The organism is Microbacterium kunmingense (assembly GCF_023155745.1).
GTDB lineage: Bacteria > Actinomycetota > Actinomycetes > Actinomycetales > Microbacteriaceae > Microbacterium > Microbacterium kunmingense.
In genome coordinates this window covers 62,158-78,836 of record NZ_JAKNUS010000010.1, presented here as the reverse complement: position 1 = coordinate 78,836, position 16,679 = coordinate 62,158, and the positions used below count along the sequence as shown (strand labels likewise).

Genomic DNA, 16,679 nt, shown 5'->3' with positions numbered 1-16,679 from the left:
CATGGCGACGACACTGCCACCGCAGGAATCCACACCCGGCCGCTCCTCGACGCTGCCGCCGCGGCAGGCCGCCCTGCTGAGCTCGTCCCGCGTCGAGCAGAAGGGCAACATCGTCGTCAAGTGGATCACCTCCACTGACCACAAGACGATCGGGTACATGTACCTGATCGCATCGGTGGTGTTCTTCATGTTCGCCGGCGTGATGGCCCTCATCATTCGCGCCGAGCTGTTCGAGCCCGGCATGCAGGTCGTCCCGACCAAGGAGCAGTACAACCAGCTGTTCACGATGCACGGCACCGTGATGCTCCTGATGTTCGCGACGCCGCTTTTCGCCGGCTTCGCCAACGCCATCCTGCCCCTGCAGATCGGCGCCCCTGACGTCGCCTTCCCTCGCCTGAACGCCTTCGCGTTCTGGCTGTTCCTGTTCGGTTCGCTGATCGCGGTCTCGGGCTTCCTGACGCCGGCCGGTGCGGCCTCGTTCGGCTGGTTCGCCTATCAGCCGTTGGCGAGTGAGACCTTCTCACCAGGTGTCGGCGGGAACCTGTGGATGCTCGGCCTCGGTATGAGCGGTTTCGGCACGATCCTGGGTGCGGTGAACTTCATCACGACCATCATCACCATGCGCGCCCCGGGCATGACGATGTGGCGCATGCCGATCTTCACCTGGAACACCCTCGTCACCAGCATCCTCATCCTGATGGCCTTCCCGGTCCTCGCCGCGGCGATCCTCGCCGCCGGATCGGATCGCATCTTCGGCTCGCACATCTACGATCCCGAGAACGGCGGCGTGCTGCTGTGGCAGCACCTGTTCTGGTTCTTCGGCCACCCCGAGGTCTACATCATCGCGCTGCCGTTCTTCGGCATCGTCTCCGAGGTGTTCCCGGTCTTCAGCCGGAAGCCGATCTTCGGTTACAAGACGCTCGTCTACGCGACCATCGCCATCGCGGCGCTTTCGGTGGCGGTGTGGGCGCACCACATGTACGTCACCGGCGGCGTGCTCCTACCGTTCTTCGCGCTGATGACGATGCTGATCGCCGTCCCCACGGGCGTGAAGATCTTCAACTGGATCGGCACCATGTGGCGCGGGTCGGTCACCTTCGAGACGCCGATGGTGTTCGCGCTGGGCTTCCTGGTCTCGTTCGTCTTCGGCGGTCTGACCGGCGTCATCCTCTCGTCGCCGCCCCTGGACTTCGCCCTCTCCGACTCCTACTTCGTCGTGGCCCACTTCCACTACGTGGTCTTCGGAACCGTCGTCTTCGCGATGTTCGCGGGCTTCTACTTCTGGTGGCCGAAGTGGACGGGACGCATGTTGAACGAGCGCCTGGGCATGATCCACTTCTGGCTTCTGTTCATCGGCTTCCACATGACCTTCCTCATCCAGCACTGGCTGGGCGTGGACGGCATGGTCCGCCGCTACGCCGACTACTCCGCCGCTGACGGGTGGACCTGGCAGAACCAGGTCTCCACCGTGGGTGCGATGATCCTCGGCGCGTCGATGATCCCGTTCCTGTTCAACGTCTGGATCACCGCGCGCAAGGCGCCGAAGGTCACCGTCAACGACCCGTGGGGCTACGGCGCCTCGCTCGAGTGGGCGACGTCCTGCCCGCCGCCGCGACACAACTTCACCTCGATCCCGCGGATTCGCAGCGAGCGTCCGGCGTTCGACCTGAACCACCCGGAGGCGGGCCTGCCCGTCGGTGTGGGGCCGGCCAAGGACGCCCCGGACACGCCCGTGGTCGACCTGGCACAGGGAGAGGTCAAGTAAGTGCGTACCAACGTCGGACTCTGGTGGCTGCTCAGCGGCTTCTTCTTGCTGGTCTTCGCGTTCTACACGGTGTGGAACATCATCGCGTACACGACCGCCGAGGTTCCGTGGTTCTCGGCCATCGAATGGGTCGGCTCCGTCGCGCTGCTGTTCACCGCGTTCATGGCCGCCCTCATCGCGTTCTACATCCAGCGGGTCCATGTCGCGCAGGGCGGCGAACTCCCTGAAGACGTGCTGACGGCCGACATCGATGACGGCGATCCCGAGATGGGCGAGTTCAGCCCGTGGTCGTGGTGGCCGATCGTCCTCGCCTTCTCCGCCGGGCTCGCGTTCATCGGACTCGCCGTCGGAGCGTGGATGGTGCCCATCGGCCTCGGGGTCTTCGCCGTCGCGATCGTCGGCTGGGTCTACGAGTACTACCGCGGATACTTCGCCCGCTGACAGTGGCGTTCCGACTGGAGTCGGCAGCTGCCTCGGCATCGGGGCCGCGTCCGAGCAACCAGGATTCGGCGTTCGCCGCGCCCTGGGGAGCGGGGGTCGCCGACGGCGTCGGGGGCGGCCCGGCGGGTGATCTGGCCTCCGCCGCCTTCGTCCACCGCCTCGTCGCCGGGTGGCACCAGTCACCCGACGCGGAAATGCTCACGGAGCGGACGCTGCTGGCCAACTGGGACATCGCAGCGCACGCGCACCGCGATCCCCGCCTGGCGGGTATGGCGACGACGTTCACCGGCCTCTTCCTCGGTCATCGCGATCGGCTCCTCCTCGCGCACATCGGCGACTCGCGCGCCTACTCCCTGCGATCGGGGACGATGACCCGCATGACGCGCGACGACTCGTTCGTTCAGGCGCTCGTCGACGGTGGCCACGTGCGGGCCGAGGATGTCATGACCCACCCGCACCGCAACCTGATCACCGCCTCGATGTCGGGCGGTCCCGAAGACCTGCCGTTGGTGACGTGGGTCGAGCCGCACCGCGACGACCGGTGGCTGCTGTGCAGCGACGGCCTCACGGACTACGTCGACGATGAGGCGGTGCGGGAGGCCCTCCGGCAGGAGGATCGCGAGGGTGCGGCGTCGCAGCTCGTCAGCCTCGCCCTGGACGCCGGCGCCGCCGACAACGTGACCGTGGTCGTCACGGACGTCGTCGTCGGTGAGGCGTCGGCACGCCAGGCACCGATCTTCGTGGGGGCGGCAGCACGCCGTTTCGCCCTCGACGGTCCGCTCGGCGACCTGGCGGCCGGCTGATCCTGCCTGCGGCGCGCTCAGCGCCCGTCAGACGGCGTGATCGGTCTTCGACCGCACGACCATGACCTGGGGGTCGAAGGTGCGTGGGAGCGGGCCCTCGTCGTTCTCCGTGGGCTGTCCCTCTCTCACCCAGTACTCGTAGCCGCCGATCATCTCCCGCACCGCGAACCCGAGCTCGGCCAACGCGGCTGCGGCCTTCGTTCCCGCGTTGCAGCCGGGGCTCCAGCAGTAGACGACGACCTCCGCGGCTCCGGCGAGCTCTCGAGGCGCGCGCGTGGGGATGTCGCGATAGGGGAGGTGCCGGGCACCGGTGATCCGGCCCTGCCGCCACGCCTCGTCGCTGCGGACGTCGAGGAGGATGACGTCCTCTCCGGCGCGTTGGGCGGCGTAGACGTCGGAGGCGTCGGTCTCGTAGGCGAGCTTGGCGGCGAAGTACGAGGCAGCGTCGATCATGAGTCCACGGTACGGGCCGTACGGCGCTCTGACGATCTGCGGGACGGCCAGCGACGGATGGATTCCTGCCGTTCATACCGGTGGCAACGAGAAGGGCCCTGCACCCCCGGGGAGTGCAGGACCCTTCCTACGAGAACCGATCAGTCCTTATGGCCCTGGGGCGGTCGGGTCTCCTCGGCGACGATGACGTTGGAGGGACGGACGGCCGTCTCGGAGCGGCTGCCGTCGTCGATCGGCACGTGCGGCGCGTCCGGGACGCCCGCGCGCTCGTGGGCGCCCTGGAGCTCGGCGTCCTTCTCGCTGGCGACGTGGTCGAGGGTGTGGTGCTGGTGCTCCAGCGCCGCATCCAGTTCCGTCTGCGTGAGCGGAGTGAGGCGGTCCTCGAAGAACCACCGCGAGATCGACGCGCGGACGTTCTGGTGCCACGGGATGCGGCCCTTCGCGTTCGGTCGCACGACCAGGGGCTCGTACACGTCCGTCTCGATGAGCTTCCAGCGCTCGTACTCGTCGACCGGCTGGTGAACCTCGATGTACTCGCCACCGGGGAGGCGCACGATGCGGCCCGACTCGTAGCCGTGCAGCAGGATCTCGCGGTCCTTCTTCTGCAGTGCGATGCAGATGCGCTTGGTGACGAAGTAGGCGATGATCGGCCCGAGGATCAGTGCCACCTGCAGGGTGTGGATGACACCCTCCATGGTCAGCCAGAAGTGGGTCGCGATCAGGTCGGACGACGCCGCCGCCCACATCACCGCGTAGAACGTCACGCCGGCCGCGCCGATGGCGGTGCGGGTGGCGGCGTTGCGGGGACGCTGGGCGATGTGGTGCTCGCGCTTGTCGCCGGTGATCCACGCCTCGATGAAGGGGTAGAGCGCGACGACGACGAGGAAGAGGCCGAGGATCGTGATCGGGATGATGATGTTCCACGACCAGGTGCGGTCGAGGAAGACCGTCTCCAGGTGCGGCGGGATCAGTCGCAGCATCCCGTCGGCGAAGCCGATGTACCAGTCGGGCTGCGTACCCGCCGACACCGGTGACGGGTCGTAGGGGCCGTAGTTCCAGATCGGGTTGATCGTGAACAGCGACGCGACGAGCACGATCACACCGAAGGTGATGAAGAAGAAGCCGCCCATCTTGGACATGTAGACCGGCATCATCGGGTAGCCCACGACGTTGTCGTTCGTGCGGCCGGGGCCGGCGAACTGCGTGTGCTTGTTGATGATCATGAGCATCAGGTGCGCCACGAGCAGGGCCACAAGGATCGCGGGCAGCAGCAGGATGTGCAGCGCGTAGAGGCGGCCCACGATGGCGGTGCCCGGGAACTCTCCGCCGAACAGCAGGAACGAGGTCCACGTGCCGATCAGGGGGATGCCCTTGATCATGCCGTCGATGATGCGGAGGCCATTGCCGGAGAGCACGTCGTCGGGGAGCGAGTAGCCGGTGAAGCCCTCACCCATCGCCAGGACGAACAGCACGAAGCCGATGACCCAGTTCAGCTCACGGGGCTTGCGGAACGCGCCGGTGAAGAACACCCGGAGCATGTGCACACCGATGCCCGCGATGAACACCAGCGCCGCCCAGTGGTGGATCTGGCGGACCAGGAGGCCGCCGCGGATGTCGAACGAGATCTCGAGGGTCGAGGCCATGGCCGCCGACATCTCGATGCCGCGCATCGGCAGCCACGACCCGGTGTAGTGGGTCTCGACCATGGACGCGTCGAAGAAGAACGTCAGGAACGTCCCCGAGATGAGGACGACGACGAAGCTCCACAGCGCGATCTCGCCGAGCATGAACGACCAGTGGTCGGGGAAGATCTTGCGACCGAGCTCCTTGACGAGGCCGGAGACGCTCGTGCGCTCATCGACGTAGTTGGCCGCCCAGCCGACGAATCGGCCTCCGAGCGGCTTGCCGTCTGTCGTGCCCTGCGTTCCGTCCGTCATGGCCGGCTCGAGGGTCACGTTCTCTGTGGGGTGGTTCCCGGTGCTCATCGGCGCTCCCAGAAGCTCGGGCCAACGGGTTCGGTGAAGTCACTCTGGGCCACGAGATAGCCCTCGTCGTCCACCGTGATCGGTAGCTGCGGCAGCGGCCGTGCGGCCGGGCCGAAGATCACCCGAGCGCCGTTGGCCACGTCGAACTGCGACTGGTGGCAGGGGCACAGCAGGTGGTGGGTCAGCTGCTCGTAGAGAGCCACGGGGCAGCCGACGTGCGTGCAGACCTTGGAGTATGCGACGATTCCGTCGTAGGTCCAGTCCAGGCGGTTGGTCTCGGCCGGGAGGTCCTCGGGGCGCAGGCGCATGAGGAGGACGATCGCCTTGGCCTTCTCCTCGAGGTAGCCCTCCTCGTGGGAGAGCTCGGCGAGCGGCTCGGGGATGACGTGGAAGGCGGAGCCGAGGGTGACGTCGGCGGCGCGGATGGGCTCCCCGGTGGGGTCGAGCGCCAGGCGCATGCCCTCCTCCCACATCGTGTGCTCGAGGAGCGCGACGGGGTTTCCGGCAATGGGGTTCTCAGTCGAGTTGAACGGGGCGAGGCCGCGGAACAGCGTGATGCCGGGGAGGATCGAGGCGACCAGCGCGGCGAACAGACCGTTGCGGATCAGCGCGCGGCGACCGAAACCGGACTCCTCGTTCGCGGTACGGAACGACTCCACGACTGCGGCGCGCGTGGTGTCCTTGCCGCGGGTGGCGTGCCGGGGCTCGATGTGCTCCTTGTCGGCCATGATCGCCTTGGACCAGTGGATCGCGGCGATGCCGATGGCCAGGAGCGCCAGCGCGATCCCGAGACCGATGAAGAGGTTGTTGTACCGGATGTCGGTGAGGCGACCGCTCTCGATCGGGAACGCGAAGTACGCCACGATCGCTGCGATGCTGCCGGCGACCGACAGGTAGAAAAGGGTGTAGACCGTGCGGACCGCCCGCTTCATCGCGGCGGGGTCCTTGTCCGTCATCCGCTCGCGGTGGGGCGGCAGAGCCGGTGCCTTCACCGGATCCTTGACGGCCACGGCGAGACCGCTCGAGGGCTGCCAGGAAGCCCTCTCGTGGGCGAGCGCGTCGTCCTCGTGTGCCATGGTGCTCCTCGTTGCTGTGTCGTGACGGGTCAGTTGGATTTCGCCGTGACCCACACGGTGATGGCGATCAGCGAACCGATGCCGAAGATCCAGATGAACAGACCCTCGGAGACCGGGCCCAGCGAACCGAGCTCGAACCCACCGGGGGACCGGTTTTCCTGTATGTAGAGCAGGTAGGTGATGATGTCCCGCTTCTCCTCGAGGGAGAGGTTCATGTTGTTGAACACCGGCATGTTCTGCGGGCCGGTCACCATCGCGGCGTAGATATTCAGAGGAGACGTTCCGTCCAGAGCCGGAGCGTACTTGCCCTCGGTCAGCGCACCACCGGCGCCGGCCACGTTGTGGCACATCGCGCAGTTGATGCGGAAGAGCTCCCCGCCGCGAGACGCGTCGCCCTCGCCGTCGAGAACCTCATCCGCCGGGAACTCCGGGCCGGGGGCGACCGACTGCACGTACTCGGCGAGAGCCTGGGTCTGCGCCTCGGTGAACTGCACCGGCTTCCGCGGAGCCTGCGGGCCCTGCGCCTGCAGCGGCATGCGTCCGGTGCTGACCTGGAAGTGGACCGACAGCTCGCCCACACCGTAGAGCGACGGGCCGGCCTCGGAGCCCTGCAGGTTGAGGCCGTGGCAGGTCGCGCAGTTCGCCTGGAACAGCACCTCGCCGTCCTCGACCGTGAGCTCCTGGGTCGTGCCACCGTCGTCGGTGGCGGCGACGGCTGCGGAGGCGCCGGCGTAGACGCCGCCGGTGATCAGCAGGCCGATGCCGATGAGGGCTGCGGCGGCCCAGGGGCTGCGGCGACCGGTCGCGCGGCGGGATTTCTTGCGTGCCATGTCGGGGTTCAGCTCCGCTCTCACTTGAGGAAGTAGATGACGAGGAAGAGGGCGATCCACACGACGTCGACGAAGTGCCAGTAGTACGACACCACGATCGCCGACGTCTCTTCCTTGCGTCCGAAGTTGCGGACCGCGTACGCGCGCCCGATGACGAGGAGGAAGGCGATGAGACCACCCGTGACGTGCAGGGCGTGGAACCCGGTCGTGAGGTAGAAGGCCGACGCATAGGAATCAGCGTCGATCGACATGCCTTCGTAGACGAGCTGGGCGTACTCCCACACCTGGCCCGACACGAAGATCGCGCCCAGCGCGAAGGTGAGCCAGAACCACTCGACCATGCCCCAGCGGTTCCAGAAGCGGTTCGACTTCACCGTGTAGGGCTGCGCGCGCTCGGCGGCGAAGACGCCCATCTGGCATGTCACCGATGACAGCACCAGGATGATCGTGTTGACGGTCGCATACGGGACGTTCAGCAGCTCGGTGCGCTCGGCCCAGAGCTCGGGCGAGGTGCTGCGGAGGGTGAAGTAGATCGCGAACAGTCCCGCGAAGAACATCACCTCCGAACCGAGCCATACGATCGTTCCGACGGCGACCGGATCGGGTCGCTTGACGGACCGCATGGCCTGGGAGTGGGTGGCAGGGGTGGTCGTCACGCTCCCCATTATGTCTGAGATCGGGCCGTCGATCGCCCAACAGATGAGGTCGATTTCTCACCGTCGAACCAATCCGTCGGCTTCAGGATCGCTGAGGTTAACCTCACAAAAGCCAACGAAATGCCCGGGCGGGGCTCGACAGTAGGCTGAGGGCCATGGCGGAGCTCTTTTCGTGGCCGGGCGTGCTGACGAGCCTGTTGGATCGACGTGACCTCAGTGTGTCCGAATCCACGTGGGCGATGCGTCGGATCATGCGGGGCGAAGCGACCCCCGCGCAGATCGGCGGGTTCCTCACCGCCCTGCGTGCGAAGGGCGAGACGGTCGACGAGATCGTCGGGTTCCGCGACGCGATCCTCGAGGCCGCCGTGCCCCTTCCGGTCCCCGCCGACGTGCTCGACATCGTCGGCACGGGCGGCGACAGGTTCGGCACCGTGAACGTCTCCACCATGGCGGCCGTCGTCGCCGCGGCATCCGGGATCCCGGTCGTGAAGCACGGCAACAAGGCGGCGAGCTCGTCCTCGGGCTCGTCGGACGTGCTCTCGGCTCTCGGGATCGATCTGACCCTCGACCCGGCCGCCGTGGCGGAGAGCCTCTCGCGGGCGGGCATCACCTTCGCGTTCGCGACGGCGTTCCACCCCGGGTTCCGGCACGCCGGCCCCGTGCGACGGGAGCTGGGCGTTCCCACGGTGTTCAACTTCCTCGGGCCGCTGTGCAACCCCGCCCGCGCCGAGGCGAACGCGGTGGGGGTGGCATCCCTCGACCGCGTGCCCCTCATCACCGGCGTCTTCCGCACCAGGGGCGCGACGGCCCTGGTCTTCCGCGGGGACGACGGGCTGGACGAGCTAACCACCACCGGCCACAGTCGACTGTGGGAGATCAGTCTCGGCGACATCCACGAGCATGACCTCGATCCCCGCGATCTCGGCATCCCGCTCGCCGACATCGACGATCTGCTTGGAGGGGAACCCGAGCACAACGCCGCCATCGTGCGCCGCGTCTTCGACGGCGAGAGCGGACCGGTCCGCGACATCGTGGAGCTCAACGCCGCCGCGGGCATCGTCGCCTACCGGCTCTTCCGCGACCCGGGACAGGCGGGGCGGCCGATCCTGGAGCGGCTGGCCGAGGCCCGGGATGTCGCTGCCGCGACGATCGACGACGGTGCGGCCGCCCGCAAGCTCGACGAATGGGTCACGACCTCCCAGGCGCTCGCGGGGGCATGAACCCCCACGAGGCGCTGACGGAGATCGCGCGACTTCTCGAGCGGGAGCGGTCGTCGCGTTATAAGTCCAAGGCCTTTCGCGCCGCGGCCGACGCCATCGCCGATCTCGATGAGGCCCAGCTGCGCGACACGGCCGCGCTGAAACGCCGGAAGGGGATCGGCGACTCCACCTTCGCGGTGATCCAGGAGGCTCTCGCCGGGAAGGTTCCGCAGTACTTGACCGACCTTCGCGCCAAGGCCGGGGGAGAGCGGGCGTCGCTGCTCCGACCGCTCCTGCGGGGCGATCTCCACGCCCACAGCGAGTGGTCGGACGGGTTGACCTCGATCGATCTGATGGTCGCCGCCGCGAACGACCTCGGGCACGAATACTTCGCGCTGACCGATCACTCCCCGCGCCTGCGGGTGGCGAACGGGCTGTCGGCGCAGCGGCTGCGCGAACAGCTCGCCGTCGTCCGTGCCCTCCCGCCGGAGGGTGTCACCGTCCTCACCGGCATCGAGGTCGACATCCTCGACGACGGGGGACTAGATCAGGAGACCGACCTGCTCCGCGAGCTCGACGTGGTCGTCGCATCGGTGCATTCCCATCTGCGGATGGACCGCGGGCCGATGACCCGGCGCATGGTCGCGGCCGTCTCCAGCGGCCGGGTGGACGTGCTCGGACACGTCACCGGACGGCTGGTCGAGGGATCGCGGGGAACGCGTCCGCCGTCGGAGTTCGACCCGCGCGCCGTGTTCGACGCCTGCGCGCAGCACCGGGTCGCGGTGGAGATCAACTCCCGCCCCGAGCGCCAGGATCCGCCCGATGACCTCATCGCGCTCGCTCTCGATGCCGGCTGCCTGTTCTCGATCGACTCCGACGCCCACGCGCCGGGACAGCTGTCGCTGCTGGACTACGGCGCGGAGCGTGCGGAGAAGGCCGGGGTGCCCGCCGAGCGGATCGTGACCACGTGGCCGTTGGAGAAGCTCCGGGAGTGGACGGGCTCGCGGCGGTGAAACGCGCGTTCCCCTGGTTCGTCATCGCCGGCGTCCTCACCGCCGCGCTGAGCCTGCGCGGCCCCATCGTCTCGCCGACGCCGGTGCTGCGCGACATCGAGGCGGACCTCGGCATCACCGGCGCGACCGCCGGGCTCCTCACCACCGCGCCGGTGCTGATGTTCGCGCTCCTCACCCCGCTCGCGGCGATCTTCGTCCGTCGGACGGGTGCCGAGATGGCGCTGCTCGTCTCGCTGTCGGGCGTGCTCCTGGGCACCGTGATCCGCTCGATCCCCGACTTCGGGTTCATGCTCGCCGGGATGGTGGTGATCGGGGCGTCCATCACCATCGGGAACGTCGTGATCCCCGTGATCATCCGTCGCGATGTCCCGCCCGCACGGGTCGCGGTGGTCACGGCCGCCTATGCGGCGACCATGAACGTCGGTTCGCTCCTGACCTCCTCCTTGACCGCGCCGCTGGCGTCGCTCATCGGCTGGCCCCTGGCGCTGCTTGCCTGGTCGTTCATCACGATCGCCGGGATCGTGCTGTGGGGAGCGCATCTGGCGCGGTCGCGCCGCCGCGGCGAGGACGCGGAGCGGTACTCGGGAGACGGCGCGCCTCCGCGTGAGGGCGCCGGCGCGGCATCCGCTCTCGACATCGACCCCGCAACCATCACCGGTCCGCTGCCGGTCGTGGCGTCGCGCCGCGAGGAACGGTCGATGATGCGTCGGCCGGTGACATGGCTGCTCGTGGCGTCTTTCGGTCTGCAGAGCTTCCTCTACTACGGCCTGTCCACGTGGATGCCGGCCATCGCCTCGGACGAGCTCGGTGTCGGGCAGGGGACGGCCGGTGTGCTCGCCTCCATCTACCAGGGGGCCGGGATCGCCGGCGCGTTCGTGGTGCCGTTCCTGGCCCGGTGGACTCCGCGGCTGGTTCCTCCGGTGGTCATCTGCGTGTCGTGGGTCGTGCTCGGCATCGGGTTGCTCGCCGCGCCCGAGCTGATGGGGCTGTGGCTGGCCATCGGCGCGATCGGCCACGCCGGAGGGTTCGTCGTGATCTTCTCCGTCCTCGTCGCCGTGGCGCGCAGCGACAGCGAGGCGGCGGGCCTGTCCGCCCTCGTGCAGGGCGGCGGGTACGTCGTGGCCGCGACCGGCGGGCCGCTGTTCGGACTGCTGCACGACGTCACCGGCAGCTGGACGCCGGCGCTCGTGCTCGTCCTCGCCCTGGTCGGGGTCTATTCCGCGGCGCTGATCGGGGCTAGCGTCGCCTCCATGCGGAGCGGTCGGGGAGGGGCGAGGGGCGGGCGGGGATGACGCGGCATCGACGTTCGGCTGACGCCGCCGTGCTCGCGGTCGTCCTGGGGTGCGTGATGACCGCCGTCGCCGGGTGCGCCGGCGGGGGAGAGGATGTCGCGGGCCGATCCGGGGAGGGGAGTCCGACACCGACGGCGGCATGTCCTGCCGTGCCCGGAGTCGAGCTGCCGCCCGAGTGCGCTCCGTACGATCCCGACGCCGCCATGGCCGCCAACGACGGCTACCGGGAGCGGATGCCGCTCTCGGACGACGCGGTCGCGGCGAACCGCGAGCTTCTTCCCGAGGTCGTCGTGGCGCTGGACTCGCTGCGAAGCGACGGTGCCGTCACACCGGAGTCGGTCGTCGCGACGCTGAGGGAGGCGGGGTTGACGGACGTGCAGACCCGCGGCGACGCGAGCGGTCTGCTCTTCGGGGCGATGGGCGTGGCCGGTGGATGCTTCTACGGAGAGATCTCCCTGCAGACGGTGCAGATCGAGGTCGGCGGGCTCATTCTCGACGGGGGCTGTCTGCCGGCGCAGTAGGTGGCGAAGTTCGTGAGGCGCGTCGTTTCCTGCACAGGTGGGCCTCCACACGACGGGTCACCGGTTTGTGGTGCCGAGTGAAGACAAGGGAGCGATGTCGGAGGCCACTGACATCATGGGAACATGTCTTCGACAGTGACACCCGAAGTATTCGAAGGTGATGACGAACTCGTCGCCCTCGTCGCCGGTATCGAGCGCACGACGAAGCTGATCGCTGCGGCGCAGGCGGAACAGTCGCGGTATCTCGCGGGGGTCGGGCAGCTGGCGCAGCGACTGACGGCGTCATCGCCCCAGAATGTGCGGGATCACGACATGCTGCTCCGTTCGTACGCGGCCGAGATCGGCGGGGTGCTGCGCGTCTCCGACCGCACCGTGCAGGCCCGGATCGGCCGGGCGAGGGTGGTGGCGGAGGACTATCCCGCGACATTGGAGGCGTGGGAGGCGGGCCGTATCGGCCCGGGGCATGTCACGGTGATCACGGATCTCGGGGCGGGGTTGCCGCCGGAGGCGCGCGCACGATTCGAGGAGACCGCGCTGGTCGAGTGCGAGGCGACCACCCCCGGGCGGGCCCGACAGGCCCTGCAACTGCTGGCCGAGAAGGCGATGCCGGAGTCGATGGGAACCCGGCACCGGCGCGCCCGCGAGGCCCGGACGGTGCGGCTCCTGCCGCTGCCGGACGGGATGAGCGAGATGGTCTCGATCCTCCCCACCGTGGTCGCCGCGGGGAGCCTCGACCGGATCACCGAGATGGCGCGCACCATCATCGACCACCGTGAGGCGTCGAAACGGGAACTGAAGACGCTGCGGAAGGAATGGGGCGACGGACTCGGCCAGGAGATTCGCGGCATGCCCGACGAGGTGCGGGAACGCCGGGAGGAGCTGGAGCTGATCGCATCCGACACGCGAACCCTCGATCAGATCCGTGCCGACATCCTGGGGCAGCTTCTCGTGTCGGGGGTCCCGGACGGCGACCCGACCGCCGCTGGCGACGGCCCCGGAATCCTCGGCGGGATCCGCGGGCGCGTGCAGGTCGTCGTCGCGGCCACCACGCTGCTCGGGGCCGATGACGACGCCGCCGATCTGGTCGGCAAGAGCCCCGTCGACCCCGAGACCGCCCGCGAGATGGCGGGATCGCCGGCGAACGAGTGGGAACGGGTTCTCACCCACCCCGTCACCGGAGCCGTCGTGGCCGTGGACACCTACCGACGGCCCAAACCGATGGACCGGCTCTTGAAGGCCCGAGACCGCACCTGCCGTTTTCCGGGATGCATCATGCCCGCCATCAGATGCGACTGCGACCACACCGACGACCACCACCACGGCGGCGAGACCAGCACCTGCAACCAGGCGCACCTCTGCAGACGCCACCACAGCCTGAAGCATCACACGAGATGGGAAGTCCGCCAGCTTCACGGCGGAATCCTGGAGTGGACCTCTCCCCTCGGACGCGTCTACACCGACACGCCGCCGCCGCCGACCGTCATGGTCTCGTTTCGACCATCCGACGACACCCCCGCGCCCTTCTGACAACCGTCGCGTTCGGTAGCGTGAGCCGATGAGCATTGACGGCGCACGCGAGATCCGCGTCCGCGCGGGAAGCGTGCAACCGTCCGGCTCCTGGATATACGTCTGGGTCGACGTCGTCGCGGAAGCAGTGGCATACGTCGGTGGCACGGCGTTCGATCCCGAGCTGCGGGCATACCTGCACCTCACCAGCGACGAGCCCGATGTCGGCCGAATCCGCGCGAGCATCCCGGGTTATGACGAGCGGGACTTCGATGTCCTCGCGTTCGCAGTGCCTCGCGACGTCGGCCGGACCGAGGTGAGGAACGCACTCACCGCTGCGCTGGTGAGCGGTGAGGGCCTGACGGCGTCGGGATCACCGCACGTCGGCGACTTCGTTGCGCGCATCCTCGGCCATCTCGATGAGCGAGGGATCACGAGGTCCATCCTCGGCGCGGCCGCACCGGAGGACAGGACTCCCGGGTGATGCGTACCCGGTGTGTGGCTGTGATGCCTGCGACTCGACGTGGGAACACGAGGCCGATGGACTCGAACGCCTGGTGCATGCGGTGGTGACGGGTCACTACCGGGAAGCGATCTCTTTTCGGGAGAAAGACCCCTGGCTCGCTTTCGCGCTCGAGTCGCCGGACGGCCGTTCATCCGGGGGGAGTCCGAGCGCAGGGTATGTCACGAGAAGACGTTCAGATGGCCCTGGCCGCCCTCGAGAACCTCTCCGGACCGTGGTTTACCTGGCCGACCGCCTCGACGGTGGTGTAACGGTGAGCTAGGGGCCCGCGACGCCGATCGCGGTGAGAATTCGATCCATCGAGCCCCCCAGCGCCCAGCGCTCGGCGAGTTCGCGCGCGGCCTCGGTCGCAGGCGGATCGAGGGGAGTCAGGTCGTCACCGGTCACAGTGAGATCGAGATCGCGCGCCACGCCGACGACACGCGGCGCCACCTCGAGGTAGGGGAGAGCTGCAAGGATCTTCGATCGCAGGCCCGCCGACATGCCCTCGCCGGCCTCGGCGGCCGCAATGATGCCCGCGAGGTCGTCGTGCTGCGACAGCAGACTGGCCGCGGTCTTCTCCCCGACGCCACTGACACCGGGGAGACCGTCCGAGGTGTCGCCGCGCAGGGTCGCGAAATCCGCGTACTGATCGGGCCGCACGCCGTACTTCTTCACCACGACGTCGCCGGTGATCACCTCGAGGTTGCTCATGCCCCGCGCCGTGTAGATGACCCGCACGTCCCGCTCATCGTCCACCAGCTGGAACAGATCCCGGTCACCGGTGACGATGTCCACCGGGGCGGTCGCCGTCGTGGCGAGAGTGCCGATGACGTCATCCGCTTCGTAGTCGGTCGCCCCGGCGATCGGAATCCGCAGTGCGTCGAGGGTCTCCCGGATCATGGGCACCTGCACCTCGAGAGGATCGGGCACCACCTCGACGTCGAGTCCGCCGGCGACGATCTCCGCCACGCGATGCGCCTTGTAGGAGGGGATGAGGTCAACCCGCCACTGAGGCCGCCAATCGTCGTCCCAGCAGGCGATCAGTCGCGACGGTTCATAGGTCGTCACGAGCTTCGCGATGATGTCGAGGAATCCGCGCACCGCGTTCACCGGTGTGCCATCGGCAGCCTTCACCGTGTCGGGTACCCCGTAGAACGCCCGGAAGTACAGGGACGCGGAGTCGAGCAGCATCAGGCGATCCGGCATGGGCACATCCTGTCACGCTCACCGCATCGGATCAGCAGCCCGGGCCGGCGGGGTCTTCCGCGCAGGTGCGATCGACGAGAGCCGTTCGGACCTCGCGGACGTCGACCGCGTATCCGCCGGCCGACGCCGTGACGACTCCGGGAACGTCGCGCCAGATCGATCCGAACGTGACGGCGGCGGTGTACTCCACGGTCACCGAGACGGGGTAGATCCCGCGCTCGGAATAGACGTGACTGGTCGCGGTCGGGGTGAACTGCGGCTGACCGAGCGCGGACCAGGACGATCCGCCCGACGGCGATCGCACGGTGGTGCCGTCTCCGTAGGAGAACACGTAGGTCGCGGGCTCGAACCGGACCATCACATCCCAGCCGAGGATCTGTCCGGGGATCTCCTGCGCTGACGCTGCGGCATAGACGTTCGTCGGCATCCCGACCACGCCGAAACCGGCGGGTTCGCCGCCCAGCTGCGGCACCGCGGGCCGGAATGAGGCGAGATCCTCGATCGTCACCTCGGGCGGCGCCTCGACCTGGTAATCGATGTCGCAGCGACGCAGCTCGACGACGCACTGGGGTTCGGCCGGCGCCGTCGGGCCGGCGGACTCGGATCCGCCGCGCGCGCCCCCGGTGTTCTGCGACCCGCCCCCGCCCGAGCCCGTGCTCGCGCCGACGTTGACCTCGGTTCCCGTGTTCTCCACGCATGTGGATGTCCAGGTCCCGACATCGTTGCATTGGCTGATAGTCGGGGCTGCGACGAAGAGTAGGGACGCGGCGACCGCAGTCGACAGGACTATCGACACGTGGGTTCACCATCTCGACCGGAGATAGATGCCACCTTGAGCCCGGTTTCCGAGTCCGAAGCGGAGGTAAGGCTCACCGCGAGGCTTTGGATAGGCACGCGGTTCGGGTCTACCAGAGACGATCCATCGGTGCTTTGAACGTTGACAGCCGACACGTCCAAGCAGACGGCTAGGTCCACACGTCCCTCAGATGCATTCACATCAGCCGGCTCGATCAAGACTGGCGTGGATTCACCGCTCACCTGCGCGCCTGTCGCGTGGTACTGACTTAGGCCTTCGCGATCGCTCGCATTCAGGTCGCCGGTCGTCCACTCGTACACCGGCTCGAAGGTCTCGGGGTCGCTCAAATCGACATCGTTGAGGGCATCGACGTAGTTGCGATACGTCTCTTCGGCGGCGGCGAACGCCTCCTCCTCTGTCGCGAAAGGCTGCTGAGACGCATCCGGCTCGGGCTGGGGTGTGCACCCCGCCACGAGGGCCACCGTGAACACTGCACCGGCGGCGCACAGCAGCCCGCGGTGCACCGCTGATCCGAACCGACTTCTCACGCTCACCACGGTAACGGCGACCCCGACCGCCTCCGCGAGTTATCCACACCCCCGGGATCGGCACCGGACGTTCACCCCCCGGTC

At 68.2% G+C, this 16,679-nt stretch carries 18 protein-coding genes; 10 read left to right on the top strand and 8 right to left on the bottom strand.

Annotation, left to right across the window (positions count from 1 at the left end):
• The first annotated feature begins 1 nt into the window (after nt 1).
• Genes ctaD through MA875_RS14045 form a run of 3 tightly spaced genes read left to right on the top strand, consistent with a single transcriptional unit; the run spans nt 2 to nt 3,009 of the window.
• Nucleotides 2-1,765: an aa3-type cytochrome oxidase subunit I gene (gene ctaD / locus MA875_RS14055; protein WP_248242886.1), complete on the top strand. Its 1,764-nt coding sequence runs from the start codon at nt 2-4 to the stop codon at nt 1,763-1,765.
• Entirely contained in the window at nt 1,766-2,206 is a 441-nt protein-coding gene (ctaF, locus tag MA875_RS14050; protein ID WP_248242885.1) for an aa3-type cytochrome oxidase subunit IV, read from the top strand.
• A gap of 2 nt (nt 2,207-2,208) precedes the next feature.
• Entirely contained in the window at nt 2,209-3,009 is an 801-nt protein-coding gene (locus MA875_RS14045) for a PP2C family protein-serine/threonine phosphatase (protein ID WP_248242884.1), read from the top strand.
• 27 nt (nt 3,010-3,036) lie between these two features.
• Here MA875_RS14045 and MA875_RS14040 read toward each other — a convergent pair whose 3' ends face one another.
• The 5 genes from MA875_RS14040 to ctaE form a co-directional block, all read right to left on the bottom strand.
• Entirely contained in the window at nt 3,037-3,462 is a 426-nt protein-coding gene (locus MA875_RS14040) for a rhodanese-like domain-containing protein (RefSeq protein ID WP_248242883.1), read from the bottom strand.
• A 140-nt stretch (nt 3,463-3,602) separates the two neighbouring features.
• Nucleotides 3,603-5,399 (bottom strand): cytochrome bc1 complex cytochrome b subunit, encoded by a 1,797-nt coding sequence (gene qcrB / locus MA875_RS14035; RefSeq protein WP_248242952.1) that lies wholly within the window; start codon nt 5,397-5,399, stop codon nt 3,603-3,605.
• Between the two features lie 44 nt (nt 5,400-5,443).
• Nucleotides 5,444-6,523, bottom strand: coding sequence for a cytochrome bc1 complex Rieske iron-sulfur subunit (gene qcrA, locus MA875_RS14030; protein WP_179559394.1), 1,080 nt, complete (start codon nt 6,521-6,523; stop codon nt 5,444-5,446).
• Between the two features lie 29 nt (nt 6,524-6,552).
• The gene (gene qcrC, locus MA875_RS14025) at nt 6,553-7,353 is read right to left on the bottom strand and encodes a cytochrome bc1 complex diheme cytochrome c subunit (RefSeq protein ID WP_248242951.1); all 801 of its coding nucleotides are present in this window, start codon (nt 7,351-7,353) and stop codon (nt 6,553-6,555) included.
• A 20-nt stretch (nt 7,354-7,373) separates the two neighbouring features.
• Complete coding sequence (gene ctaE / locus MA875_RS14020; protein ID WP_248242882.1) at nt 7,374-8,018, bottom strand: aa3-type cytochrome oxidase subunit III; 645 nt, start codon at nt 8,016-8,018, stop codon at nt 7,374-7,376.
• A 146-nt stretch (nt 8,019-8,164) separates the two neighbouring features.
• Between ctaE and trpD the strand changes: the two genes are divergently transcribed.
• The 7 genes from trpD (at nt 8,165) to MA875_RS13985 (ending at nt 14,325) form a co-directional block, all read left to right on the top strand.
• On the top strand, nt 8,165-9,229 hold the full coding sequence (gene trpD / locus MA875_RS14015) for an anthranilate phosphoribosyltransferase (protein ID WP_248242881.1): 1,065 nt from the start codon (nt 8,165-8,167) through the stop codon (nt 9,227-9,229).
• Nucleotides 9,226-10,221, top strand: coding sequence for a PHP domain-containing protein (locus MA875_RS14010; protein WP_248242950.1), 996 nt, complete (start codon nt 9,226-9,228; stop codon nt 10,219-10,221). Before trpD ends, MA875_RS14010 begins: the two co-directional genes overlap by 4 nt.
• Nucleotides 10,176-11,513 carry an MFS transporter gene (locus tag MA875_RS14005; protein ID WP_248242880.1) on the top strand — a complete coding sequence of 446 codons (1,338 nt, stop codon included), beginning with the start codon at nt 10,176-10,178 and terminating at the stop codon, nt 11,511-11,513. The genes MA875_RS14010 and MA875_RS14005 overlap by 46 nt, the downstream gene beginning before the upstream one ends.
• Nucleotides 11,510-12,034 carry a hypothetical protein gene (locus MA875_RS14000; RefSeq protein ID WP_248242879.1) on the top strand — a complete coding sequence of 175 codons (525 nt, stop codon included), beginning with the start codon at nt 11,510-11,512 and terminating at the stop codon, nt 12,032-12,034. Before MA875_RS14005 ends, MA875_RS14000 begins: the two co-directional genes overlap by 4 nt.
• Before the next feature lie 123 nt (nt 12,035-12,157).
• Nucleotides 12,158-13,561, top strand: a complete 1,404-nt coding sequence (locus MA875_RS13995; protein ID WP_248242878.1) for a DUF222 domain-containing protein — start codon at nt 12,158-12,160, stop codon at nt 13,559-13,561.
• A 28-nt stretch (nt 13,562-13,589) separates the two neighbouring features.
• Nucleotides 13,590-14,024 (top strand): hypothetical protein, encoded by a 435-nt coding sequence (locus tag MA875_RS13990; RefSeq protein WP_248242877.1) that lies wholly within the window; start codon nt 13,590-13,592, stop codon nt 14,022-14,024.
• Complete coding sequence (locus tag MA875_RS13985; RefSeq protein ID WP_248242876.1) at nt 13,960-14,325, top strand: DUF6226 family protein; 366 nt, start codon at nt 13,960-13,962, stop codon at nt 14,323-14,325. Before MA875_RS13990 ends, MA875_RS13985 begins: the two co-directional genes overlap by 65 nt.
• Here MA875_RS13985 and MA875_RS13980 read toward each other — a convergent pair.
• From MA875_RS13980 to MA875_RS13970, 3 genes are all read right to left on the bottom strand, one after another.
• On the bottom strand, nt 14,322-15,251 hold the full coding sequence (locus tag MA875_RS13980) for a 5'-3' exonuclease (RefSeq protein ID WP_248242875.1): 930 nt from the start codon (nt 15,249-15,251) through the stop codon (nt 14,322-14,324). The genes MA875_RS13985 and MA875_RS13980 overlap by 4 nt on opposite strands.
• Before the next feature lie 31 nt (nt 15,252-15,282).
• Nucleotides 15,283-15,945 (bottom strand): hypothetical protein, encoded by a 663-nt coding sequence (locus MA875_RS13975; RefSeq protein WP_248242874.1) that lies wholly within the window; start codon nt 15,943-15,945, stop codon nt 15,283-15,285.
• 92 nt (nt 15,946-16,037) lie between these two features.
• On the bottom strand, nt 16,038-16,595 hold the full coding sequence (locus MA875_RS13970; protein ID WP_248242873.1) for a hypothetical protein: 558 nt from the start codon (nt 16,593-16,595) through the stop codon (nt 16,038-16,040).
• Nucleotides 16,596-16,679 lie beyond the last annotated feature (84 nt).